Annotated in this window: 21 protein-coding genes; 11 read left to right on the plus strand and 10 right to left on the minus strand. The window is 34.0% G+C overall.

The window, feature by feature from the left end:
* Positions 1–323 precede the first annotated feature (323 nt).
* On the plus strand, positions 324–1,472 hold the full coding sequence (locus tag B0E44_RS10865; protein WP_077374375.1) for a GNAT family N-acetyltransferase: 1,149 nt from the start codon (positions 324–326) through the stop codon (positions 1,470–1,472).
* 8 nt (positions 1,473–1,480) lie between these two features.
* Here the strand turns inward: B0E44_RS10865 and B0E44_RS10870 are convergent, their stop codons facing one another.
* The gene (locus B0E44_RS10870; protein WP_077374378.1) at positions 1,481–2,350 is read right to left on the minus strand and encodes a diacylglycerol kinase family protein; all 870 of its coding nucleotides are present in this window, start codon (positions 2,348–2,350) and stop codon (positions 1,481–1,483) included.
* Positions 2,351–2,413: 63 nt separating this feature from the next.
* Between B0E44_RS10870 and B0E44_RS10875 the strand changes: the two genes are divergently transcribed.
* Positions 2,414–3,379, plus strand: coding sequence for an App1 family protein (locus B0E44_RS10875; RefSeq protein WP_077374381.1), 966 nt, complete (start codon positions 2,414–2,416; stop codon positions 3,377–3,379).
* Positions 3,380–3,444: 65 nt separating this feature from the next.
* On the opposite strand, the gene B0E44_RS10880 is transcribed toward B0E44_RS10875, so the two are convergent.
* Positions 3,445–5,352 carry an ABC-F family ATP-binding cassette domain-containing protein gene (locus tag B0E44_RS10880; protein WP_077374384.1) on the minus strand — a complete coding sequence of 636 codons (1,908 nt, stop codon included), beginning with the start codon at positions 5,350–5,352 and terminating at the stop codon, positions 3,445–3,447.
* Between the two features lie 74 nt (positions 5,353–5,426).
* Between B0E44_RS10880 and B0E44_RS10885 the strand changes: the two genes are divergently transcribed.
* Positions 5,427–5,807 (plus strand): DUF983 domain-containing protein, encoded by a 381-nt coding sequence (locus B0E44_RS10885; protein ID WP_077374387.1) that lies wholly within the window; start codon positions 5,427–5,429, stop codon positions 5,805–5,807.
* Here B0E44_RS10885 and B0E44_RS10890 read toward each other — a convergent pair whose 3' ends face one another.
* The 7 genes from B0E44_RS10890 to topA form a co-directional block, all read right to left on the minus strand.
* Positions 5,808–6,866: an FAD-binding oxidoreductase gene (locus tag B0E44_RS10890; protein ID WP_077374390.1), complete on the minus strand. Its 1,059-nt coding sequence runs from the start codon at positions 6,864–6,866 to the stop codon at positions 5,808–5,810.
* Positions 6,867–6,944: 78 nt separating this feature from the next.
* Complete coding sequence (gldN, locus tag B0E44_RS10895; protein WP_077374393.1) at positions 6,945–7,922, minus strand: gliding motility protein GldN; 978 nt, start codon at positions 7,920–7,922, stop codon at positions 6,945–6,947.
* 48 nt (positions 7,923–7,970) lie between these two features.
* Positions 7,971–9,530 carry a gliding motility protein GldM gene (gldM, locus tag B0E44_RS10900; protein ID WP_077374396.1) on the minus strand — a complete coding sequence of 520 codons (1,560 nt, stop codon included), beginning with the start codon at positions 9,528–9,530 and terminating at the stop codon, positions 7,971–7,973.
* Between the two features lie 52 nt (positions 9,531–9,582).
* Positions 9,583–10,212 (minus strand): gliding motility protein GldL, encoded by a 630-nt coding sequence (gldL, locus tag B0E44_RS10905; RefSeq protein ID WP_077374399.1) that lies wholly within the window; start codon positions 10,210–10,212, stop codon positions 9,583–9,585.
* Between the two features lie 65 nt (positions 10,213–10,277).
* A complete protein-coding gene (gene gldK / locus B0E44_RS10910; protein ID WP_077374402.1) occupies positions 10,278–11,696 on the minus strand; it encodes a gliding motility lipoprotein GldK in 1,419 nt (472 codons plus the stop codon).
* Positions 11,697–11,964: 268 nt separating this feature from the next.
* The gene (locus B0E44_RS10920) at positions 11,965–13,116 is read right to left on the minus strand and encodes a formimidoylglutamase (protein ID WP_077374407.1); all 1,152 of its coding nucleotides are present in this window, start codon (positions 13,114–13,116) and stop codon (positions 11,965–11,967) included.
* A 70-nt stretch (positions 13,117–13,186) separates the two neighbouring features.
* Positions 13,187–15,706: a type I DNA topoisomerase gene (gene topA, locus B0E44_RS10925; protein WP_077374703.1), complete on the minus strand. Its 2,520-nt coding sequence runs from the start codon at positions 15,704–15,706 to the stop codon at positions 13,187–13,189.
* Positions 15,707–16,046: 340 nt separating this feature from the next.
* Here topA and B0E44_RS10930 point away from each other — a divergent pair, with 340 nt between their 5' ends.
* The gene (locus B0E44_RS10930) at positions 16,047–17,630 is read left to right on the plus strand and encodes a glycerol-3-phosphate dehydrogenase/oxidase (protein ID WP_077374410.1); all 1,584 of its coding nucleotides are present in this window, start codon (positions 16,047–16,049) and stop codon (positions 17,628–17,630) included.
* 73 nt (positions 17,631–17,703) lie between these two features.
* Here B0E44_RS10930 and B0E44_RS10935 read toward each other — a convergent pair whose 3' ends face one another.
* Positions 17,704–18,894 (minus strand): DUF5009 domain-containing protein, encoded by a 1,191-nt coding sequence (locus B0E44_RS10935; protein WP_077374413.1) that lies wholly within the window; start codon positions 18,892–18,894, stop codon positions 17,704–17,706.
* A 406-nt stretch (positions 18,895–19,300) separates the two neighbouring features.
* Between B0E44_RS10935 and miaB the strand changes: the two genes are divergently transcribed.
* From miaB to secG, 7 genes are all read left to right on the plus strand, one after another.
* Positions 19,301–20,746, plus strand: a complete 1,446-nt coding sequence (miaB, locus tag B0E44_RS10940) for a tRNA (N6-isopentenyl adenosine(37)-C2)-methylthiotransferase MiaB (RefSeq protein ID WP_077374417.1) — start codon at positions 19,301–19,303, stop codon at positions 20,744–20,746.
* A 59-nt stretch (positions 20,747–20,805) separates the two neighbouring features.
* Complete coding sequence (locus B0E44_RS10945) at positions 20,806–21,195, plus strand: GxxExxY protein (RefSeq protein ID WP_077374420.1); 390 nt, start codon at positions 20,806–20,808, stop codon at positions 21,193–21,195.
* Between the two features lie 59 nt (positions 21,196–21,254).
* Entirely contained in the window at positions 21,255–21,395 is a 141-nt protein-coding gene (locus B0E44_RS18820; RefSeq protein ID WP_165688788.1) for a hypothetical protein, read from the plus strand.
* 116 nt (positions 21,396–21,511) lie between these two features.
* Positions 21,512–22,771, plus strand: coding sequence for a sigma-54-dependent Fis family transcriptional regulator (locus B0E44_RS10950; RefSeq protein WP_077374424.1), 1,260 nt, complete (start codon positions 21,512–21,514; stop codon positions 22,769–22,771).
* A gap of 127 nt (positions 22,772–22,898) precedes the next feature.
* Complete coding sequence (locus tag B0E44_RS10955) at positions 22,899–23,402, plus strand: LptE family protein (protein ID WP_077374427.1); 504 nt, start codon at positions 22,899–22,901, stop codon at positions 23,400–23,402.
* A 69-nt stretch (positions 23,403–23,471) separates the two neighbouring features.
* Positions 23,472–24,428 carry a tetratricopeptide repeat protein gene (locus B0E44_RS10960; RefSeq protein WP_077374430.1) on the plus strand — a complete coding sequence of 319 codons (957 nt, stop codon included), beginning with the start codon at positions 23,472–23,474 and terminating at the stop codon, positions 24,426–24,428.
* Between the two features lie 11 nt (positions 24,429–24,439).
* Positions 24,440–24,778, plus strand: coding sequence for a preprotein translocase subunit SecG (gene secG / locus B0E44_RS10965; RefSeq protein WP_077374433.1), 339 nt, complete (start codon positions 24,440–24,442; stop codon positions 24,776–24,778).
* The last annotated feature ends 38 nt before the right edge of the window (positions 24,779–24,816 follow it).

Below are 24,816 nucleotides of genomic sequence, written 5' to 3' on the forward strand. Positions count from 1 at the left end.
CTGAGATACTGAGATTCTAAGTTTCTAAGAGGCTAAGTTTATTAATTCAAAATTAAAGCCCTAATATGATTATCACTATTCTATTTTTTTTTAGATAATAGCAAAAATCTAAAATCTTTCCCCTTAGCCCCGATTACAGTGAAAATCATTATGTGCCGGGGTTCGGCACATAATATTGCAACGGAAAGCGGGACGATGTATCCTGAAAAAAGCTAATCTTTCTGCTCCAAATTCAGCTTAGAAACTTAGAATCTTAGCCTCTTAGAAACTTAATTACAATTCCATATAAATTAGCTAAATTTGAAAAAATATACTTATCCAGTTTGAAAACAGCTCTTTCCTATCGAATTTTCGAAACCGCAGTCCAACTTCCAGAAAACTGGGATGATCTGGGCTGTAAAAATATTTTTTTGTCCAAAGCTTATTTTGAAATTCTGGAGAAATCGGCTCCAAACAATATGATTTGTCATTATATCGGTATTTTTAAGAATCAAAATTTAGAGGGAATAGCCATCTCGCAATTTTTGGACTTAAATAAATTGGATTCTTTTGGCGATAGAGATCGATGCGTTAAGACCTCTGTCCGAAAATTTATTTTAAAGAACTTTGCTTCTCATGTTTTAATCATAGGGAACAACATGCTTACCGGACAAAATTCATTTATTTTTTCGGATTCAATATCGCCAGCTGAAGGTATTAAAACTTTAAAGCAGGCAACAGCCGATTTGAAGTTGAAATTTAAATCGATGGGCAAAAAAGTGCACATCACTACTTTTAAAGATTACACACAGAAAGATGCCGAAAACTTCGCCTCGGATCACTTTAAAAAAAATTACAAATACCGCATACAGCCCAACATGACCTTTCCTATTCGTGATGAATGGAAGACAGAGCAGGATTATATCGATTCTCTGATCAAAAAATACCGTGACCAATACAAAAGAGCCCGAAAAAAAGCCGAAGGAATTGAAAAAAGAAAATTACACTTGGAAGACATTATCAAGTATGAAACTGTGATTTATGATTTATACCATCATGTTGCCCAAAATGCACCTTTCAACACTTTTTTTCTGACCAGAAATCATTTTAGGATTTTTAAAGAAACGCTGAAAGACAAATTCTTATTTTACGGATATTTTTTGGATGACAAACTTATCGGTTTCAACACATTAATTAAAAATGGCAACACGATCGATACCTATTTTTTAGGTTACGATGATACTGTTCAAAGGGAAAAAATGCTGTATTTAAACATGCTTTATGACATGATTGCCTATTCAATTAATAAAGGATTTAAAGAAATCATTTTCTCCAGAACGGCTTTGGAAATTAAAAGTTCAGTTGGGGCAAAGCCAATGGAAATGTTCGGTTTCATGGAACATAGTAATTCCAAAATAAACAAACATGTTCCTAAACTATTTCCAAAATTGGAACCAGAGATTGTGTGGCAGGAAAGAAATCCTTTTAAGTAATTAAAAAATTATGGAATAGCAACCTTTAATTGTTTGTGCAGAATAGAAATTTCCAAAAGACTTTCGGCTCCGCAATACTCACCGTCAATTTGGAAATTTACAGGAATATTTGTTTTTATGGTGGCTCTATCTGTAGAGATTATTTCAATATCGTCATTTTCAATCGGCATATTCCCAGTGATAATTTGTCCAAAAACAATCAAATCCAAATTTTTCAGAATTACTAATTCAAATTTCCCGTCGTTCATTGCACCGTCTGGATTAATCATTACTCCGGTTCCATATTTTTGCGAATTGGCAATTACAATCATTCGGGCAACACATTTAATAGTTTGGTTATTGGCAGTAATTGTCGCTTCAAAAGGATCCTCCATATCTTTCAAAGTGGTATAGGCTTGAATGGCATATCCCCACATCCCTCGTGTTTCGCTATTTTCATAGTTTTTTACAAGATCTGCATTTAGTCCGATATCACTCAAATGCAGACTTTTTTTACCATTGATAGCAATCATATCCATTTCGATATAATTCCCATAAAAAGCTATTTTCAGATTATCTTCGAGTGCAGTTGGCAGGTTCAAATCAACCGATAGACCATTTGCCGAACCAGCGGGTAAAATTCCGAGAATTACATCGTGCTTTTCTATTGCTTCTGCAACCATTTTTATAGTTCCGTCACCGCCAGCCACTAAAATTCTTTCGGGCTGATGAGTATTATACAGTTCCTTTATCTTAACTAAATCACCCTCACCGGTTGTTTCGTATAAAATGAGTTCTAAGTTTTCTTTCTCTGTAAAAAAACTGGCGGCTTCTACAAATTGAGTTTTATCAACATCTCCCGATATTGGATTTACTACCATGATAATACTCTTTTTCATAATTTGGGTTAGTATGTGAATTAAAAACAATAAATTTAGTGATAATAAAATCAATCATATTACATGAAGCCTTTTTTAAAATTATATCGGGGATATGCCAATGAACAGGAACTGATCGTCATGGGGCATGTCTTTAATTCCAACAAAGTCAAGGATTATGATTATAAAAAGAATAATTTCAAAAATGCGGCAGCTATAATTAATTTATTTCGGACGAAAACAAAAGCTAATGCTGATGTATATCTAAAGTATAAAAATTCAACAATCCGAACGAGAACATTAGATGACGGTTACTTTAAATTTTGTATTCCTGTTGATGCAACTGTTGGTTTTGGCTGGATTGATTATGAAGTAAGCATCATACACAATAATGAAAGCATCGTAGAAAAGGGAAGTTATATTCGCCCTACCCAAGGCAGTCTCGGAATTATTTCAGACATTGATGATACTTTTTTAATTTCGTACACATCAAATCCTTTAAAGAAACTGTATGTTTTATTGTTTAGAAATGTAAGCAGCAGAAAAATTTACCGGAACGTAGTTTCCCATTATCAAGCCTTAAGTTCTGCTGGCCGAAATAATAAAAACGAGCAAAATGCTTTTTTTTATGTCTCAAGCAGTGAATGGAATTTATACACTTTTATAATCCGCTTTACCGAAATTCATCAATTGCCCAGAGCGGTTTTATTGCTGAAAGATATCAAAACTAGTTTGAAAGATTTTGTTTTCACAGGCAGAGGAGGCCACAACCATAAGTTTGAAAAAATAAAACATATTCTGGAATTTTATCCAAATCTGAAATACGTTCTGCTAGGCGACGATTCACAGGAGGATCCTTATTTATATGAGAATATATGTAAAATTTTCCCCGTAAATGTAAAAGCTGTTTATATCAGACAAACTGGAAGTTCTCAGTCAGAAAAAGTAATAGAAGTGCTAAACAATTTAAAAGAATTAAATGTTGAAATCTGCTATTTTAAAAACAGCGAAGAAGCCATTGAGCATTCCAAAAAATTTGAAGTAATTTAAATGACAACAAACTTTATATAACAGAATTATCTATAAAAAAAGCTCCAAAATGGAGCTTCTCTTTTTTACAAATTATCAATTTCTTCCTGAACGATTTCCCAGTCCAAAAGTAATTTATCCAATTCTGCTTTCTTTTTGTTATACGCTATAAAAAAAGAAGCGTCTTCAATATGTTTGTCATAATTAGAAGCCAATAATTTATCATCGTGCTGAATGTCTTTTTCCAATTGCTTAATCTGACTTTCAACTTTACTCAACTTATTCTGCAGAGCTTTGCCTTTTTTCTGATCTTCATAGGAAGCTTTATTGCTTTCTTTAGGGGCTGAAGCTTTTGCAATATCTTTTTTCTCCACTTCACGCATGTTTTCCAAATTGCGCTGTTCCAAGAAATAATTAATATCCCCTAAATATTCTTTTATTTTCTGATCCTTGAATTCATAAACGATATTAGACATTCCCTGAAGAAAGTCCCTATCGTGGGAAACCAATAATAAAGTTCCGCCAAATTTTTGCAAAGCTGCTTTCAAAACATTTTTAGACTTAATATCTAAGTGATTCGTTGGCTCATCCATCAGCAAAACATTAATAGGCTGTAATAACAATTTACATAGTGCCAAACGGTTTCTTTCACCTCCAGAAAGCACTTTTACCTTTTTCTCTACATCATCACCACGAAACAGGAAAGACCCCAGCATATCGCGCACTTTCATACGGTTGGTATCTGCAGCTGCATCTTCCATAGTCTGCAGCAAAGTGATTTCACCATCAAGATATTCGGCTTGGTTTTGAGCGAAATAGCCCAATTGTACATTATGCCCTAGTTTAATTGAACCTTGATATTCAAATTCGTCAACAATAGCTTTAATAAAAGTAGATTTACCTTGACCATTTTGACCAACAAAAGCAATCTTGCTTCCACGCTCTACCAACAAACTGATATCTTTCAGAATCGTTTTATCGCCATAACTTTTGGTCACATTCTCAGCTTCTATAACTACTCTGCCCGGCTCTTTAGAAACAGGGAAAGAAATATTCATAACCGAATTGTCATCTTCATCAACTTCGATGCGTTCTACTTTATCCAGCTTTTTGATTAACGATTGCGCCATAGAAGCTTTGGAAGCTTTGGCTCTAAATTTTTCAATCAGCTTTTCGGTTTCTTCAATTTTCTTGGCTTGATTTTTCTGAGTGGCCAATTGCTTTTCACGGATTTCATGACGTAATTCCAGATATTGAGAATACGGTTTATTAAAATCGTATGCTTTACCAAGTGAAATTTCTATAGTTCTATTGGTCACATTATCTAAAAACATCTTATCATGCGAAACGATAACCACAACTCCAGGGTAATTGCGCAAAAAGCTTTCAAGCCAAATAATACTTTCAATATCTAGGTGATTGGTTGGCTCATCAAGTAACAAAACATCATTCGACTGCAATAATAATTTGGCCAATTCGATACGCATTCTCCAACCTCCTGAAAAAGTTTCGGTTTGATTGTCAAAAACGTCACGTTTAAAACCTAACCCCAGAAGAATTTTTTCGGTATCACCAACATAATTATATCCCCCCAACAATTCAAAGCGATGCGTATAATCAGATAGGTCTTCTATAATTTGGCTGTATTCTTCGCTTTCATAATCGGTTCGTGTTACCAATTGATGATTGATGTCAGCTAACTTTTTCTCTACAATTTTGATTTCGGTAAATGCTTCGTAAGCTTCTTCCAAAACGGTTCGTCCTCTTTCAAAATCAATATCTTGACGCAAAAATCCTAAGCGAATTTCCTTCTCCTGAGAAATCACTCCAGAATCTGGAGCAAAATCTCTAGCCAGCATTTTAAGCATTGTCGATTTCCCTGCACCGTTCTTTCCAACAAGACCTACACGGTCACCCGCACCTAATCGAAAAGTAACTTCCTCAAACAAATAAGAACCACCAAACGAAACCGATAAATTGTGTATATTAAGCATGTATTATTATTTTATTCCTTTATGAATTAGTAAATTTGGTCTTTCTAAAAATAGAAAAATTAAATTTTTTGCAAATGTTAAAAAAAGGATCCAAACTATATAGCATTTTAACAGGAACTTGTCCAAAATGCATGAATGAGAGTATGTATGTGGACAAAAATCCTTTACATTTAGGTTCAGTACTCAAAATGAATGAACATTGTAGTCATTGTGGCCTAAAATATCAAATTGAACCTTCCTTCTTTTATGGAGCCATGTATGTTAGTTATGGATTGAATGTTGGAGTAGGAATTGCAACTTTTATTATATCCTATCTTATATTTAAAGCCAGTATCCAAACTTCTTTTATTGCAATTATTGCAACATTAATTATATTATTCCCAATAGTATTACGATGGTCTCGAAACATCTACATTAATATGTTTGTTTCTTATGACCCAACAACTAAAATTTAATTAAGATTTTCCTGTACGCTTATTGGTAAATCTTTTGATATCGATTTCCTTATCCAATGGGATATCATTTTCAATATTATCAAACAAGGCTTTGGCCATAGCCGGCCCCAGCATCACGCCACGAGTTCCCAAGCCGTTCAAAACATGAAGTCTTTTAAATTCAGGATGCGTTCCCACTAATGGTCTCCTGTCTCTAACTGTCGGACGAACTCCTGCATAGTGCTCTATAATTTCAAACTCACAGGAAATTATCTCTTTAATTCTATCCATTAATTCTATCTTTCCTTCCTCTGTAGGCAAATCTGTTTTGTCCTTCCAATTGTAAGTTGCACCTACTTTAAACAAATCATTACCTAACGGCAAAATAAAAACACTAGTGTTTATGATAAGATCAAGTTTCAAATTTGATGCTTTAATAATAAACAATTCACCTTTAGTACCATCCAAAGGCAGTTCATTAAAAAAAGGGTTTGCATGTAAACCAAAACCTTCTGCAAACACAATGTGTTTTGCATCTATATCTTTATAAGAAACACCATTGTCTTTAATAATTAAAGCATTATAATCAAAAGTTTCTGTTCTCAAAAGTTGGTACAACAATAGATATTCATGATATTCAGAAAGCAACAAAGCAGTATCGACATATCCAGTTTGTAATACTTCACCATAACCAAAAGGAGAATCAATACCTTCAAAAGTTTTAAATAGTAAAGAAGTAGACAAAAAGGGAGCTAAAGCAGGTTTATCTGAAGCAGCAAACCAATTATTTTGTTCTTCAACAGAAAAAAACTTTCTTAATATAGGAATTTTGAAATCAACCTTTGATTCAATTTTATCATTAAGACTCAAGTAAAAACTATCCATTAATTGCAATTGCTCTTGAGCTTGCCAAACTTCACTAAAGCGCTTTAAAATAACTGGATTATAAAGGCCTCCTGCAATTTTGGATGAATTTTGAGAATCATCATTAAAAACTAAAACAGTTTTATTATTCAACAAGGCTGTCTCAGCAAAAGAAATACCAGCTAAACCTGACCCAACAATTATATAATCAATCATAAATAATGTAATAAATGTAAAAAACAAAAAACTCTTACTTAAATTAAGTAAGAGTTTTTATTGTAAAATACTATGAAATTAGTAATTCCACATATCATGTTCGAAATCACGAATTTTATCTTTAATTCTATCTGATTCCAATAACTGATTCAAAGCATTTTCGTTTACATACTCTGTGATCAAACGGTCACCGTAAACATTTTCTTCTTTATAAATGGTACCGCTAAATTGGCGGGAATCCAAAATTCTGTCAAACGAAACTGGCATAGCTGAGTTTTTCTCATTAAACGCTAAATACTGATGCAAGTAGTCGCGAATTGAAGGATAGAATATCCAGAATAAATCAATATAATCAGGATTTTCGCTACCTACTTCTCTAGCTTCAGGAGCAATTGGACAAATACCCAATAAACGATATTTCAATTCACTTTGACGTTTGTCAAAATACCAATATCCCTTTAACTTGTATCCTGTGATATCTTGAGCTGTAAGCTCTCTTTTGTCAATAAATTGAGGATCTAAAACTCTAGCCACAGTTGGAGGACCAACGACTTTTACTTTTTTTCCTTTTACAGTTTTATAAGTAACAGTCTCTTTTGGATAATATAAATCTCTATTGGCATTTACCTCTTCTCTACCTGCATTGGTAGTATCAATATAAGTAAATGAACTACTCATATCTTTGAACGTTTTTTTGGTATTAAAATAATCGTCTGCGTACACTTCAGTTATTTTATTAGTTTTAATACCTTTAATCAAAACATCAAACAAAGATCTTCTATCTTTTCCGATATTAGTAGAATCGATTGGGAAATACATAGGAAAATTAAATCTTTCACTCAAATCGACAATCTCCCAAGTAGTTTTACCCATCAATATATCTCTATCATCTACGTAACCATATGCCAAAGGCTTATCATTATCAAGAGACACTTGAGATTTAGTTTTTACTCCAATTTGATCTGGTGTCTTAGCATTCAGTAAATTAGACTGTGCAAATGAAGAAAAACTTCCCGCAACAAATGCTATAACCGCAACTAAATTTTTAGTCTTCATCTTTATCAATTTTTAAGTTATTTAAGTAGGTAAATTGTAACTTAAATATTATTGTATTTCGTAAATTACTGGAGCAGTTCTTGAAAGCATGATATCAGAACCTACCAATTTAGTTTTAATATCAGATATGGTAATTTGATCACCTCTAGTCGCTCTGGCTAAAGCCGTTTTACACTGTGCATTCACTCTGTCTCCAGATACGATTACTGCAGCTTGCCCTGTAACTTTCAAAGTAAATCCAACAACATTCAAATTAACGTTAAAATCAAAATCTGGAAGTTTTGCAGAAACTTGTGAAACTTCTAAACGAGACTTTGCTCCTTTAACAATTCCCATTTCCCCTCCAATTGCACCTACTGGAGCTGGAATTCCTTTAATTCTATATGATTTTTTGTCTGACACTTTCGTTCCATCAGGCAAAGTACCAGTTACATTAATTACAACTTCAGAACCTTGTCCTGGATTCATATTATAAGATCCTGGTTTTCCCGCTGAACTCAAACCTGGAGCAGAAGCAGTAACCTTATTTGCTGGAACACCTGCAAAAGAAATTGTCATTGGATTAACAACACCTCTATAAACAACATTCATTTTATCAGCAGAAATTGTTGCTGAATTTGGCTTTGGTACCACAACATAATTCCCTTTAATAGGAATAGCTACTGGTTTTCCATCTTCCATAAAAGTAAAGCTACCATTGATGTCATGCTCACCAACATTACCTGCACCAAAACTAAAGTCAACTTGACCATCGTGTAAGGCACTTCCAAGGTTTAAATTTCCACCATTAACTACAACTTTAGTAGGAACAGTCGCTTTATCAAAACGTCCTAAAACAATTTTCCCTTTAACAGCCTCTCCTGCGAAGAAAGCTGACTTTTCAGGAATAACAATTGCAGTATAATTTTTCATAGATGCAGCAGCAACAGCTGTTGAACCAGTTAACCTGCTTAAAATTTGATTTTCAATAGCATTAGCATCATTTTGAATCGCTGTTAATTTTGCTACAGAAGCGATAAGAGGGAAACCTTTAAAATGATAATCTAAATTATTTTTTTTAACTCCTTCTCTATCAACTACATCACCAGTATTGAACTTGTTATTAAATTCAGCTGCAATATCCTTAAATTTAGCGTCGTTACCAATAGCAGATTTAATAGCTGCTTTATAAGCCTCTACAGCCGCCACAACTTCCTTACCTTTTGCTGACAAACCATCACCACTAAACCATGACTCATCTAAATTTGATGAATTATCCATTGTCTCATAAGGCAATTTACCATTCTTTTCTCTTTCTATATCTTTAGTAAAATCTGATTTCAAAGATTCAAGATATTTATAAAAAGTAGAAGTAGCGGCTTCAACTTTTTTTCCAATTTCGTTAGGAACTTTATATTGTTCAGGCTTATCCTGAGCTTTAACATCCAAATCTGCTAAAATAGCTTCATTTGTAGATAAGGCTAAATTGTTAGCCGTTTCAAATCTTTCGTTCATTAATCCAAATGCTGATAATACTTCTTTGGACATATTTAGTGCTAACATTGCGATGAAAACCAAGTACATCAGGTTAATCATCTTCTGTCTAGGGGTTAATTTTCCTCCTGCCATTTTTTCTAATTAGTTTATTATTTAATATTATAATATATAGTTAAAAAACTAATTATCCTTTATTACTCATCGCAGTAAGCATACCACCATACACATTATTTAAAGATGCAATATTTGCAGTCATTGATTGCATTTGCTCTTTCAATTTACTTGCATTTTCAGCTATTTCTTTATTAGCTTCAGCATTTCTAGTAGCACTTTCTAATTGTACTTTATAAAGACTATTCAAAGACTCCATTTGTGCTGCAGCCATAGACAATTCTTCGCTGTATTTTTTTGTTGCAGAAATAGAATCAACTGTAGGAGAAATATTTCTTGAAGCATCTTCGAAATTTCTAATACTGTTTCCAAGGCTACTCATCAACTCACCATCAATTTTAGCTTCTTTTAACATTGCATCTAACTTAGAAGACAACATTCCGTCAGCATCATCAGATACAACTTCTTTTTTCTCTGATTTTTCACCACCTGCCAATTCAGGATATACCAAAGACCAATCTAATTCATTCTCAACTGGTTCAAATGCCGATAGAGCAAAGATAAAAGCTTCTGTACAAAGACCAATTATTAATAATGCACTTGCATATGGATAATGTTGAATTTTAAATAGGGCTCCGATAATTACTACTGCCGCTCCCATACCATAGGTAAAATTCATTGCTTTTTTGCTCAATACTGCCATCTCTTAAAAATTTTAAAGTTAATTTATAGGTTATATTTATTTAAATTTGGGTTATTCTCTTTTTGTTATCTTCTTTTACTGCTACTGTTACCTGTCGTTTGGGTTCCCATGTAATCTTGAACAGTTCTGAATCCGATATAACTTCTAGCTGAATCTGAATATTCAAATGCACGAGTACTTACCTGAAGGAAATAAGAAACATCTTTCCAAGATCCACCTCTTACAACTTTACGCTTATTTGAGTTATCTATAACTGCTGGATTCATTGTTGAAACAAAATCATAAGAGTTAGCATCATAAGCAGAATCAGTCCATTCTGAAACGTTACCAGCCATATTGTATAGATTATAACCGTTTGTTTCATAAGATTTTGCTTCTACAGTATACAAAGCCTGATCGGCTGCATAATCTCCTCTATTTGGTTTGAAATTAGCCAAGAAACAACCTCTGTCATTTTTCGTATAAGGCCCTCCCCAAGGAAAAGTGGCAGATTCAAGTCCACCTCTAGCTGCATATTCCCACTCAGCTTCTGAAGGCAATCTGAATGAATTCACATTATCAACATGATTTTTCTTAGATTTCAAATAACTATTTTTATACAAAGTTCTCCATTCACAAAATGCTTTTGCCTGACTCCATGTAACACCAACTACAGGATATTCACCATAAGCTTTATGCCAAAAATAATCATTATGCATTGGTTCATTATAAGAGTATGCAAAATCCTTGATCCAAACTGTAGTATCAGGATACACTTTTACTTCTTCAGTTCTAATAAAGTCTTGTCTTTTACCAACTTTAGCTTTAGCTGCAGCTTGAATATCCATCCAAGTGTAACGAAATTTCAACTTATTTACATCAATAGTTCTCAAACCATTATAAGAAGCTTCTAAAGGTAAATACATAGAATCCATTACTTCTGTGTAATATTCATCTGGATATTTCTTAACATCCTTGACCAATTTCGCTTTTCTATCCAATCTTTTATAAGCATTAGGATCTTTATCCGTACCAATACTATAATAGTTATCGTACATATACTTATCGTAGGCCGTCATTTTTTCTGGATCAGAATTATTATTACTAAAAGAATAATCAGCTATGCTTCCTGTATTTTTTCCTTTACCTTTTCCATCACTAGCACCACCTTGACCACTATCTTCAGCCAAAATAGCTAAACGCAAACGAATTGTAGAATCTTTTACCCATTCCACAAATTGACGGTATTCACTATTGGTAATCTCTGTTTCGTCCATATAAAATGACCTAACAGTTACTGTTTTTGTTGGCGCATCTGCAACATTTGCAATATCATCATCAGATTTACCCATGATATATGAGCCACCAGGTACCAGTGTCATTCCATAAGGTTTTTCAGGATGCCACTTTGCTCCTTTTACACCAACCAACTCTCCTTTGTCGCTTGATCTACCACAGCTAATCAACACTGTTAAAATTGCCGTAAATGCAATGAATTTTTTCATAAAAATTGGGGGTTATCTATTCATTATTAATAGGACTGCAAACCTATTTATTTTTTATTTAAAAAACAATTCTTTTATAGTCACTAAATATTTGGTCAAATGTATGTTAAAAATTCTAAAAAAAAAATATTTTTATCGCCAAACGGACAAAAAGAACGACAAAAAACATCATTTTGAAAATTTTGTAAGTATAGAGCAAATATTTCTAATATTCACACAAAATTAACTATTTTACTATAAATTCATTAATCGATTTAATCCTTAAATTTTACACAATATTTTTCCTTTGCGCCTTCCACCATCTTTCAGGCATCTCTTGATTGCAAGCACCTAGGTACTCCTCATATGAACACGGTAATAACGTATTTTTTTTCAATTTATTGCTGGTGTTTGAAATAAATGGTATCTCAATCCACCAACGGTCTGTTTTATCACTTTTATAAAACACCAAATCCTCTTCTTCAAGTGGAACAATGTATTTTAAATAATTTTCTCTGCTCCCAAAAGGGTATTCATTTGACCTATAATGATAGCCCTCAACAAAATACCAAAATATTTGCGCAATAATTACCGCTTCCTGCTTTGAATTATTGTGATTAAAAATTCCAAACGAACTCACTTTATCACTTATTCCAGCATATCTAGACAAAGAACAAATCTCTTTTCCATTGAAACCGTTTGGATTAAAATATGTAAAATTACCAGAATCTGATGATTTTACTGATTTCAAATCTAAACTCACCATATCTGCATCTCTAAAAACCGGTTCCGAAATTGAAATATTATTAGATACTTCACCTAAACGATAGGCGTCAAAAAACAACTTTTCAATAAGATCTATTTCCTCTTGAGAATTATAATAAGTCTGGTAGCCAATATTACAAAAATTAAACAAGTTATTCGGTTCGTCTATAATAATTTTAGTTAAAAAAGAATCAGAACTAATAGTCTCATTATCTTTTCCAAAATCAAACCTACTATCAATAGAAACTAAATTCACCATTTGCTCTAAATCATCATATCCTCTATATAAAGCATAGGTTAAGTCCTGAGATCCACCAATAACAATAGGTATGATTTTTCTTTTTATAAGCCTTGAAGCTATTTTTTTTAAAGCAAAGAAAGTGTCCTCTTTTGAATTACCAGGAAGAATATCCCCTAAATCACCAATTGAAACATTCCAATTCCCTGGAAACATTCCATATATTTCTTTTCGAATCGCATCCAAATTGACCTCAACATCACCATTCTTATCTCCTCTGTTTTCAAGAACACCAATTATTGCAATATTAATTTTATCCAAATCTGGTATTGCTTCATTTGTATGTAAAACTATTTTACTGCCCAAATTTTGAGCAGACAAACCTAAAACATAGTTTAGAAATTCTTTACTTAATGGTTCTAAAAAATCAAACTCCATTTCTTACTTCTTTTACCTCTTCTCTACTATTTTCAGTTAATGAGAAAGAGGACTGATTGAATTTAATTCTTTATTTTTTTTTGGCTACTGCTTTTTTGGCTACTGGCTTCTTCGCTGCAGTCGTTTTTTTGGCTGCAACTTTTTTGACAGGTGTCTTTTTGGCAATCATTTCCTGAACTTCTGCTAATGTCAATTTTGTTGCATCAACGTCTTTGCTCAACTCAATTTTTATTTTACCTTTCGTTATTACAGAACGACCCCAGCGAGCTTTCTCTACCAGTATCCCTTCGTCCTCCCAATTATGAAGCACTTTATCAATATTCTTTTGTAGTTTATCTTCAATCAAAGCCTCTACATCAGATTGAGAAAGATTATCAAAATTATATTTCTTACTTACATTTATAAAGATTCCGTTCCATTTGATAAACGGACCAAAACGTCCAGTCCCTTTTTGTACGCCTTCGCCTTTATAAACAGCAATTGGCGCATCGGCAATAGCTTTTTCATCAATTAACTCCTGAGCTCTAACCATTGAAACATCCAATGGATCTTCTCCCCTCGGTAAAGAAATAAAAACACTTCCGTGTCTTACATAGGGCCCGTAACGACCATTACTCACCTCAACTTCTTCTCCCTTATATAAACCTAAATTTTTTGGAAGCAAGAATAAATTCAAGGCTTCTTCTAAAGTAATATTACCAATATTCTGCTCATGTCTAAGACTTGCAAACTTTTTATCTTCATCTTCGGCATCTCCAATTTGAGCCATTGGTCCAAATTTACCTAAACGAACCGAAACCGGCTTGCCAGATGCTGGATCAATTCCAAGTATTCGTTCCCCGCTTTCTCTATCGGCATTAGCCTCTACATCTTTTACAGTTGGATGAAATTTATCATAGAACTCCTGCATCATAGCAGTCCATTCAATATTACCTTCGGCTATTTCATCAAAATCATGCTCTACTTTGGCAGTAAAATTATAATCCAGAATATTGCCAAAATTCTTAACCAAGAAATCAGTAACAATCGTACCAATATCTGTAGGAACTAATTTTCCTTTATCTGAACCTGTATTTTCTTTAAGTAATTTTTCCTCAAATTTACCAGACTGTAATGTCAGTTGCGTATAATTTCGCTCTAACCCTTCAAGATTCCCTTTTTCAACATAATTTCTATTGATAATCGTAGAAATAGTTGGTGCATAAGTAGAAGGACGTCCAATTCCTAACTCTTCTAATTTTTTTACCAAAGAAGCCTCTGTGTAACGTGCCGCTGCTCTTGAATATCTTTCGGTTGCAGTAATATAATTATTCTGAAGCTTCTCATTGACTTTCATTACAGGCAACATTCCTTCCTGCTCTTCTTCATCGTCATCATGACCTTCAAGATACACTTTTAAAAACCCTTCAAAAAGCAAAACCTCGCCCGAAGCAGTAAAAACTTCATCATGATTATTTGCTTCAATTTTAACATTAGTACGTTCCAGCTTAGCATCGCTCATTTGAGAAGCCAAAGTTCTTTTCCAAATCAAATCATACAAACGCGCTTGATCTCTGTCAATATCCACAGTATGGCGAGACATATCAGTAGGACGAATCGCTTCGTGTGCTTCCTGTGCTCCTTTACTTTTATTTACGAAAGTACGTGGGAACGAAAACTCTTTACCATAAGACTTGATAATTTCTGCCTGAGCAGCATCCATAGCCTCTTTGGATAAGTTTACACTATCCGTTCTCATATAGGTTATAAGTCCAGCTTCATACAAACGCTGAGCCAATTGCATCGTGATTCCAACAGGCAGATATAATTTTCTTGCCGCTTCCTGTTGTAGAGTTGAAGTTGTAAAAGGAGCTGTAGGAGATTTTTTGGTAGGTTTAGTTTCTAAATCTGCTACCTTATATATAGAACCTATATTTTGTTTTAAAAAATCTTCGGCTTCTTTCTTTGTATTGAAATTTTTCGGAAGTTTTGCTTTGAAAGACTTTCCAGCTTCATTAGTAAATTCTGCTACAACTGAATAAGATGCAACAGCAGTAAAATTTTGAATTTCACGTTCTCTTTCAACAATCAATCGAACAGAAACCGATTGAACACGTCCAGCAGATAAACCGCCTTTCACTTTTCTCCAAAGAACCGGCGACAATTCATATCCCACCAAACGATCCAAAACTCTTCGCGCCTGTTGAGCATTAACTAAATTATAATCGATTTCACGAGGCTTATCAATTGCTTTAAGAATAGCCGATTTTGTAATCTCATGAAAAACAATACGTTTTGTTTTCTCTTTTTTAAGTTTCAATTCTTCCGCCAAATGCCAAGAAATTGCTTCCCCCTCACGATCCTCATCACTTGCCAACCATACCATGTCGGCATTTTTAGCTAAAGCCTTTAATTTGGATACCAATGCTTTTTTATCCGAGGAAACTTCATATTTGGGTTTGAATCCGTTTTCGACATCAACACCAATTTCTTTAGAAGGTAAATCGGCAATATGCCCGTAACTTGACTCTACCTGATAATCACTTCCTAGAAATTTCTCGATTGTTTTTGCCTTTGCAGGGGACTCAACTATCACTAAATTCTTTGCCATTTTGCTTTTGTTTGAATCGCAAAAGTAATTTTTTTTTTTAAATATCAACCTTTCATTGATTTTAAAAACCAATTAAATCGGCAAACAAACCATTTCAACTACACAAAGCACAACAATTTTAATTCATTAATAATGATGTGATTTCAGTTTTAACCAGAAATAAACATAATGATTAAATACAAGAATCACCTTTATAACAACAAAATACCCAATTCTATTTCACCTACATATAATAGGTATAAAAAAAGAAAAACGAATTTAAATTTTCAAAAAGCAAATGCTTTTAAATAATTAATTAAATTTACTACAAGAGACCAAATCAAACCTACAAAACCAGCCAATGAACCGAATTGAACAGCTAGAAAAACTCAAGCAAGTGCAGAATTGGGACATCATCATTATTGGTGGTGGTGCCAACGGACTTGGTGTGGCAGTAGACTCAGCGAGCAGAGGTTTTAAAACCATACTGTTGGAGGCAGTTGATTTTGCAAAAGGAACCTCAAGCCGAAGTACTAAATTAGTTCACGGCGGTGTCCGCTATTTGGAGCAAGGCAATCTTTCTTTGGTTATAGAAGCACTGAAAGAAAGAGGTCTAATGCAAAAGAACGCTGAGCATCTAGTAAAAAACGAATCATTCATAATACCAAATTATAATTGGTGGGGAGGTTATTTTTACACCTTTGGATTAAAATTCTATGACTTATTAGCTGGAAGACTAAGTCTAGGAAATTCAAAATATCTATCCAAAGAAAAGACTTTAAAGTTAATTCCTTCCATTAAACCAAGCGGACTTCAGAGTGGTGTACTCTATCATGACGGACAGTTTGACGACTCCAGATTGGCAATTAATTTAGCTCAAACCGCAGTTGATAATGGAGCTTGCTTACTAAATCATTTTAAAATAACCCAATTAATCAAAAACGATAAAAACCAAATTACAGGAGTTGTTGCAGCTAATCAGGAAACAAAAGAAGAACACATCATAAAAGGCAAAGCAGTAATTAATGCAACTGGAGTATTTACCAATGCCATTATGAAAATGAATGATACGGTTTATAAAAAATATATCGTTCCCAGTCAAGGCATCCATTTGGTATTTGACAAATCCTTTTTACCAGGCGGTCATGCACTAATGATTCCGAAGACAAGTGACGGAAGAGTACTTTTTGCAGTTCCGTGGCATGATAAAATTGTTGTGGGAACTACCGATACTTTAGTCAAAAAATCGGATATTGAACCTATTGCTCTTGAGGAAGAAATTGAATTTGTATTGGAAACTGCGCAAAGATATTTATCTAAAAACCCAACAAGAGCCGATGTGCTTTCGGTTTTTGCGGGATTAAGGCCTTTGGCAGCACCCGAAAAAAAAGGGCAAACCACCAAAGAACTTTCGAGAAGTCATAAAATAATTGTTTCCGAAACAGGTTTAATCACCATCACTGGCGGAAAATGGACAACCTACCGAAAAATTGCCGAAGAAATCGTCAACAAAGCCATTACAGTACACCAACTACCAAATAACAAATGTGCAACCGAGCATTTGGCTATTCACGGAAATAAGAAAAACAGTGCCGTAGATCTTGAAAACCACCTGTTCATTTATGGAACGGATGCAACTGCTATTCTTCAATTACAGGAAAGCGAACCCAAACTTAAAGAAAAACTACATCCGAATTACGATTACACTTTGGCCGAAGTCGTTTGGGCTATTCGAGAAGAGATGGCTACTACCGTGGAGGATATTTTGGCAAGACGTGTTCGATTATTATTTCTGGATGCACGAGTTGCCATTGCTTGTGCAGAAAAAGTAGCACGTATACTGGCGAAAGAATTAGAACACGATGAAGAATGGATTCAAAATCAATTAATTGAATTTAAAGCTGTTGCGAATGGATTTCTGCTGAAAGAGTTTCGGACTAAATAGAAACAAAAGCACAATCTAAATCATCATTAGTTCGCAGACAGCAACCTCTATCCTAATACAAATTAAAACTCATTTATAAATGCAACTGTATTTTATACTTATTAAAAATTCGCATCACAAATAACATAATTGTCGAAAATACTAAAGACCAAATAATCCCAAGCACACCACTACTTAAATAATCGGGAAGAATCTTTATTCCCAAGGCTAAATTGAAGTAATAAATAATTCCGGGAAGAATATAAATAAGAAGCGGATTTGCAGCTGCGGGCATAAAGAACTCACTCCATTTGGTTGTTTTTTTAATTTCCATCAGCCAATACAAAAAATAAAACAACAGGGTACAAATCCCCGCTGAATACAATATCCAAGAAGGCGTTCCTCTTATTTTTGAAACTTCATAATAAGGTCGCAACAAGTATCCCGTTAAAAAAAACAGTAATGCAAAACCAATCACTTTCCATTTAACTTTTTCGGACAAAGTACCTTCAAAAAACAAAAGTGAAATTACTACTCCAGCAACAACAAGCGTTGCGTGTGTCATGTGTCCCGCTATAAAACTTAACCAGCCTATTTCTTGAACAAATGCACCCTCGGTTAAATTTAAAACATTGGCAATAAGACAAACAAAAAGAAACACAATCATTGCCAGCAATCTACCGTTGACCAGCCAATAATAAACCACAGTAATAAGATAAGCCCATCCTATAAGTCCGAGGATTCCCCACCATTTTGGCGTAATACCGATTGCTCCAGTATCTTGTACATATAAAAAATACAACGCAACCAAAACCAGCATTCCTGCGTATTGGAGTAGATTTTTAGTCAGTTTTGGAAATGTTTTTGGGTATTTATTCCAAATTGGGATTGGCATCGAATAGGCCAAAAGTCCCCAAAATGCAGGAGCTATAAACATTTTAGATTCGTCATAACCGTACTCGGCATTGACCATATAAACACCAATAATGATTAATGCCAAAGCTCTTTTTAAAGTATGAGTCCAAATAATTTTGGGACTGTCCCCTTTTAGTAATCTCGCATTAAACGCAAACGGAATAGACATTCCTACAATAAATAAAAAAGAAGGAAAAACCAAATCGACAAAAGTCATTGCATCGGCATCTGCGGGCATGTGTTTCATCCATTGCGGTACATTGGCGATGCTAGCCAGTTCATTGACAAAAATCATGATAAAAATGGTAATTCCGCGAAAAGCATCTATAGAAATAATTCTTTGATTGTATAGGTTCTCTTTGATTTTCATAGTTCAGTACTATATGCAGGTTTAAAAAATATCTATTCTTACGTTTTTTGGAGATTTGGAATTCTGGTGACTTATAATAGTAACAAATATAAAATATTCACTGAGAAAACAATTCCATAATATACAATTCTGAAAACGAATACCCTAGCCCCGAGTGAAGTGAAAAGCCCGGAGTCTCGTTGACTTAAATTTTTTGTGTTTGCAAAGCGACTGAAAGAAGCTCTTGCAGACACTTAAAAATTTTGTCAACGAGACGAGGACTTGTAACGAAAAGCGGGAAATAGCTCCTTAATAAAAAAACACCTCCTAATCTGATTTTAGATGACTTAAAAAGTTGTTAATTCTTCGGCTGACATCTTGTCATAATGCATGTATTTGCCTTATCTTTGCGCTTTGAAAATACCCAATGGAAAAGATAATTGAAGAAAGCAAACAAGGGAACAGCCTTGTTCTAGAACATAAACCAGAGAATACCAAAAAGCTTTTTATAGAGAGTTACGGCTGTGCGATGAATTTTTCAGACAGCGAGATTGTAGCATCTATATTGTCTGATGGCGGTTATAATACCACTTCAGTTCTGGAAGAGGCAGATTTGGTTCTTGTAAATACCTGTTCCATTCGGGACAAAGCGGAACAAACGATACGCAAACGTTTAGAAAAATATAATGCAGTGAAACGTACCAATCCGAAGATGAAAGTTGGAGTTTTGGGATGTATGGCTGAGCGTTTGAAAGAAAAATTTCTTGACGAAGAGAAAATTGTGGACCTTGTTGTAGGACCTGATGCTTACAAAGATTTACCCAATTTATTGAGCGAAGTTGAGGAAGGGCGCGATGCGATTAACGTGATTTTGTCCAAAGAGGAAACCTATGGCGATATTTCACCGGTTCGATTAATGAGCAACGGAATTACGGCTTTGGTTTCTATCACAAGAGGCTGCGACAATATGTGTACGTTTTGCGTAGTGCCTTTCACCCGCGGGCGAGAGCGCAGCCGTGAACCGCAAAGTATTATGAACGAAATTCAGGATTTGTGGAGCAAAGGTTTTAAGGAAATCACGCTTTTGGGTCAGAACGTAGATAGTTATTTATGGTATGGCGGCGGTTTAAAAAAGGATTTTGCCGATGCTAGCGAAATGCAAAAAGCGACAGCGGTTGATTTTGACCAATTACTGGAAATGGTAGCGGTTGGTTTCCCAAAAATGCGTATTCGTTTTTCGACTTCGAATCCACAAGATATGCACGAAAGCATTTTGCACGTTATTGCCAAATATCCTAACATTTGTAAGCACATTCACTTACCGGTGCAATCGGGAAGTAACCGCATTTTGAAAGAAATGAATCGTTTGCACACGCGAGAAGAATACATGACTTTGATTGATAAAATTCGTTCTATTATTCCTGACGGAGCCATTTCGCAAGATATGATTTCGGGATTTCCTACAGAAACGGAAGAAGATCATCAAGACACTTTGAGTTTGATGGAATATGTGAAATATAATTTTGGTTATATGTACAGCTATTCAGAACGTCCGGGAACTTTGGCGGGAAGGAAAATGGAAGATGATGTTTCAGAAACCACTAAAGCGAGAAGATTACAAGAGATTGTGGATTTGCAACAAAAACACGCTTGGTTACGCTCTGAGGAATTCATTGGAAAAACAGTTGAAGTATTAGTAGAGAAAGTATCAAAAAAATCGACTGAAGAGTTTTCTGGAAGAAATTCACAAAGTATAACTGTGGTTTTCCCAAAGGAGAATTATAAGATCGGAGATTTTGTAAATGTAAAAATTAATTCTTGTACCTCTGGAACTCTGAAAGGAGAAGCGGTTGGATATTCAAATATGAACTAATTTTTTTTACCACAAATTACACAAATTTTCACAAATTAATTTTTTGAATCAATTATAACATGACTGACTCTAACGACTTTTATTACAAAAAGAATGAAAATTATGAAATTGTTGGTCTTTGCATGGAAGTTCATCGCTTATTAGGGCCAGGTTTACTTGAGATAGTCTATAAAGATGCATTAGAAATAGAATTCAAAAATCACAATATCCCATACGAAAGAGAGAAAGAGTATGCAGTAGAATACAAAGGGGTTATTTTACCCCATAAATTTTATGCCGATTTTGTAGTTTATTCCGATATTATTCTCGAAGTAAAATCAATAAAAGAAATTAGTAATGACCACCTAGCGCAAACATTAAATTATATGAAACTAGCAGATACCCCAGTTGGAATAATCGCTAACTTTCAAAATAAATCATTAGTTCACAAAAGACTGATAAATACATAAAATACAAATTTGTGAAAATTTGTGTAATTTGTGGTTAATAAAAAACTAAAATCATTAATATGACCAAAAAACATATACTTATCGCTTTAATTACTTTTATTATTGCATTTGGAACGACATTCTATGTCATTAGAACTTATTTTCCAAAACACAAAATTGAAGAAACAGCTATTCAAAAAGATACGTTAACAAAGCCATAATAGTAGAACCCTTTTATATTTATAGGTATAAAAATAGTTTCAAGTTTCAGGTTTCAAGTTTCAGGTTCTCACTGCCACTTGAAACATGAAACAAACAAAACTTTCAACAAAACAAAATGGATACAGTACAATCAATAAAACAGCGTTTTGAGATTATTGGGAATGATCCAAAGCTCAATCGTGCGATAGAAAAAGCCATTCAGGTTGCCCCTACCGATATTTCGGTTTTGGTGGCTGGAGAAAGTGGTGTGGGAAAAGAAAATATCCCAAAGATTATACATTCATTATCACACAGAAAACACGGTAAATATATTGCCGTAAACTGTGGTGCAATTCCAGAAGGAACTATTGACAGTGAACTTTTTGGTCACGAAAAAGGAGCTTTTACTGGAGCCACCAGCACTCGTGAAGGATATTTTGAAGTAGCAAATGGCGGAACTATTTTCCTTGATGAAGTGGGAGAATTGCCTTTGACCACCCAAGTACGTTTATTGCGTGTTTTGGAAAATGGAGAATTCATAAAAGTAGGCTCATCACAAGTTCAAAAAACAAATGTCCGAATCGTAGCAGCAACCAACGTCAATTTATTCAAGGCTATCGAAAAAGGAAAATTTCGGGAAGATTTGTATTATCGTTTGAGTACCGTAGATATTACTTTACCACCACTACGAGAACGAAAAGAAGATATCCATTTATTATTCCGAAAATTTGTTGCCGATTTTGCTAATAAATACAAAATGCCTCCATTAAAACTTGATGAAAGTGCTATTTTGCTTTTGCAAAAATTTCGCTGGAGTGGTAACATTCGACAATTGCGAAATGTCGCTGAACAGATTTCGGTACTGGAAACCAACAGAGACATTACTGCTACAACTTTACAATCCTATTTACCAAGAGAAGACAGTAATTTGCCATCGGTAATTAAGGACAAAAAAAACGATAGCGATTTTAATACCGAAAGAGAGATTTTATACAAAGTGCTTTTTGACATGAAAAGTGATTTACACGACTTAAAAAAACTCACATTGGAATTAATGCAAAACGGCAGTTCCAAAGTACAGGAAACAAATAAATCGCTTATCAAAAAGATATACGGTTCCAAAGAAGAGGACAGTGAAATTGACTTTGAAGAAGAACCAAGAACTTCCTATCTATCCAATCAAAACATAGAACAGGATTACGAAGAACAGGACAACAGCAATTATCTTTTGGCCGAAACTATTGAAGAGGAAGAAATCTTAAGGCTTGAACAAAAAGAAATCGAAATGATCAAAAAGTCATTAGAAAAAAACAAAGGAAAAAGAAAAGCAGCAGCAGATGAATTGGGTATTTCCGAGCGTACTTTGTATCGAAAAATAAAACAATTTGATTTATAACAAAAAATAAAAATTCAAAAAAAAACAAAATTCAAATCACTATTCGATTTTTGTACATTTGAATTTTAAACCAAATCGGAATTTGGGCTCGAGCGATAGCGAACAGGCGTAGCAATTTACACTTTATATGAAAAAAACACATTATTTCTTATTACTAATTAGTTCATTCATTCTAAACAGTTGTTCGGTTTACAACTTTACTGGAACTGGTAAAATTGATGCCAAAACCTATCAAGTGAATTTCTTTCCAAACAATTCGGAATTGATTGAGCCAGGAATTGACAGAATTTTTACACTTACATTGCAAGACTTGATTCAAGGCCAAACTAATTTGCAATTAGTGAAAAACGGAGGAGATTTAACCTACGAAGGAGAAATTGTGGATTACCGTATCAGTCCGATGACCGCAACTGCAGATCAACAAGCTGCACAAAGCAGATTAAAAATAAGGGTAAATGTTAGGTTTACGAATAAAAATAAAGAAACAGATGATTTCGAAAAAGTTTTTGAATTTTATTATGACTTTCCTGCAGCCCAACAATTGACAGGAGCAACGAAAGACGCCGCAATCAAAGAAATTTTCGAAAGAATCACACAAGATATTTTCAATGATTCACTTGCAAAATGGTAATTTTTAAAAAGTATTCAGTTAGAATAATTGTTATTAAAAACCGATAACTGATACGAAATATACAAACAAATGAACGTTAGCAGCTATAATTATCTCATAAATAAACCAGACGAAATCAATGATTCTCAAACAGTGGCTTTGGAAAAAGTACTGGATGAATTTCCTTTTTTTCAAAGTGCGAGAGCGTTGCGCCTAAAGGGGCTTTACAATCAAAATAGCTACAAATATAATTTTGCGCTAAAAATAGCCGCAGCTCATACTACAGACCGCAGCGTTTTATTTGATTTTATCACTTCAGAATCGTTTACAGCAATACAAAAAAAGACTTACGAGAAAAAAATAGAGGAACTCCTTAATATAACAGTAATTGACAGTCAAATTATCGAAAAGGAAGAAGTAGCACCGATTATCGTGACAACTCCTTTGGAACATTCTATCCTTACATCCATAAAAGAAGCTAATACTAATATTGCTCAAAACAAATCACTCTTCATTGATAAATTAGAAATTGATAAAAATGTAGAACAATCAATTCTAGATTCCATCAAAGAAGCCACGCCTACAAAAACTGAAGAAAAAACCACAGAAGCTGAGAAAAACTTAGAAATTGGAAAACCACTGGATTTTTCAAAATCAGAAACGCATTCTTTTCATCAATGGCTTCAAATTTCGAGGATACAACCCATAATACGTGAAAATCCCCAAGAAAATAAGACTATGGAAAAAGCCCCAATCATAGACGAGGATAAAAAGAAAAAAGCCGAATTAATCGATAAGTTCATAGAAACCAGTCCAAAGATTCCACCTATAAAACCTGGAGTCGTATTCACTCCAAATATAGACCTCAACAAAGAAGACAATTCTTATTTAATGACAGAGACGTTGGCAAAGGTATATTTGGAACAAAAAAAATATCAAAAAGCGATACAAGCTTATGAAATATTAATTTTGAAATATCCAGAAAAAAGTAGTTTCTTTGCAGACCGTATAAAGGATATTAAAATAGTACAACAAAATAACAATTAATAATAAATAGTATGTTTTCAATTTTTTTAGTTTTAATTACAATAGTATGTTTTCTATTGATCGTAGTAATAATGGTTCAAAACCCTAAAGGTGGTGGTCTTTCTTCTACAATAAGTGGTTCTCAAATGTTAGGTGGTGTACAAAAAACTACTGATTTCTTAGACAAAAGTACTTGGACATTGGCAACTATATTAATTGCTTTAATCTTACTTTCAGGATTGAGTTTCACAGGAACTTTAAGTGATGCTGATTCAAAAATCATTGACAACACAGAAACTGCTGCACCAAAAACTAATGCACCTGCTACAGATGCACCTGCACAAAGTACACCTGCAACTCCAGCAAAATAATCTATTTACATAAATACTCAAAAATGCCAGCCTGTCAA

The organism is Flavobacterium sp. A45 (assembly GCF_002001005.1).
In the GTDB taxonomy this organism is placed as follows: domain Bacteria; phylum Bacteroidota; class Bacteroidia; order Flavobacteriales; family Flavobacteriaceae; genus Flavobacterium.

What these genes read in the sequence shown, in the direction of transcription:
- miaB (WP_077374417.1), top strand. Translation starts at nt 19,301, where the DNA reads ATGGAAAAGATAATTGAAGAAAGCAAACAAGGGAACAGCCTTGTTCTA.
- B0E44_RS10930 (WP_077374410.1), top strand. Translation starts at nt 16,047, where the DNA reads ATGAACCGAATTGAACAGCTAGAAAAACTCAAGCAAGTGCAGAATTGG.
- gldL (WP_077374399.1), bottom strand. Translation starts at nt 10,212, where the DNA reads ATGGCAGTATTGAGCAAAAAAGCAATGAATTTTACCTATGGTATGGGA.
- B0E44_RS10875 (WP_077374381.1), top strand. Translation starts at nt 2,414, where the DNA reads ATGAAGCCTTTTTTAAAATTATATCGGGGATATGCCAATGAACAGGAA.
- B0E44_RS10890 (WP_077374390.1), bottom strand. Translation starts at nt 6,866, where the DNA reads ATGATTGATTATATAATTGTTGGGTCAGGTTTAGCTGGTATTTCTTTT.
- gldK (WP_077374402.1), bottom strand. Translation starts at nt 11,696, where the DNA reads ATGAAAAAATTCATTGCATTTACGGCAATTTTAACAGTGTTGATTAGC.
- topA (WP_077374703.1), bottom strand. Translation starts at nt 15,706, where the DNA reads ATGGCAAAGAATTTAGTGATAGTTGAGTCCCCTGCAAAGGCAAAAACA.
- gldM (WP_077374396.1), bottom strand. Translation starts at nt 9,530, where the DNA reads ATGGCAGGAGGAAAATTAACCCCTAGACAGAAGATGATTAACCTGATG.
- B0E44_RS10950 (WP_077374424.1), top strand. Translation starts at nt 21,512, where the DNA reads ATGGATACAGTACAATCAATAAAACAGCGTTTTGAGATTATTGGGAAT.
- B0E44_RS10945 (WP_077374420.1), top strand. Translation starts at nt 20,806, where the DNA reads ATGACTGACTCTAACGACTTTTATTACAAAAAGAATGAAAATTATGAA.
- B0E44_RS10885 (WP_077374387.1), top strand. Translation starts at nt 5,427, where the DNA reads ATGTTAAAAAAAGGATCCAAACTATATAGCATTTTAACAGGAACTTGT.
- B0E44_RS10880 (WP_077374384.1), bottom strand. Translation starts at nt 5,352, where the DNA reads ATGCTTAATATACACAATTTATCGGTTTCGTTTGGTGGTTCTTATTTG.
- B0E44_RS18820 (WP_165688788.1), top strand. Translation starts at nt 21,255, where the DNA reads ATGACCAAAAAACATATACTTATCGCTTTAATTACTTTTATTATTGCA.
- gldN (WP_077374393.1), bottom strand. Translation starts at nt 7,922, where the DNA reads ATGAAGACTAAAAATTTAGTTGCGGTTATAGCATTTGTTGCGGGAAGT.
- secG (WP_077374433.1), top strand. Translation starts at nt 24,440, where the DNA reads ATGTTTTCAATTTTTTTAGTTTTAATTACAATAGTATGTTTTCTATTG.
- B0E44_RS10955 (WP_077374427.1), top strand. Translation starts at nt 22,899, where the DNA reads ATGAAAAAAACACATTATTTCTTATTACTAATTAGTTCATTCATTCTA.
- B0E44_RS10960 (WP_077374430.1), top strand. Translation starts at nt 23,472, where the DNA reads ATGAACGTTAGCAGCTATAATTATCTCATAAATAAACCAGACGAAATC.
- B0E44_RS10870 (WP_077374378.1), bottom strand. Translation starts at nt 2,350, where the DNA reads ATGAAAAAGAGTATTATCATGGTAGTAAATCCAATATCGGGAGATGTT.
- B0E44_RS10935 (WP_077374413.1), bottom strand. Translation starts at nt 18,894, where the DNA reads ATGAAAATCAAAGAGAACCTATACAATCAAAGAATTATTTCTATAGAT.
- B0E44_RS10920 (WP_077374407.1), bottom strand. Translation starts at nt 13,116, where the DNA reads ATGGAGTTTGATTTTTTAGAACCATTAAGTAAAGAATTTCTAAACTAT.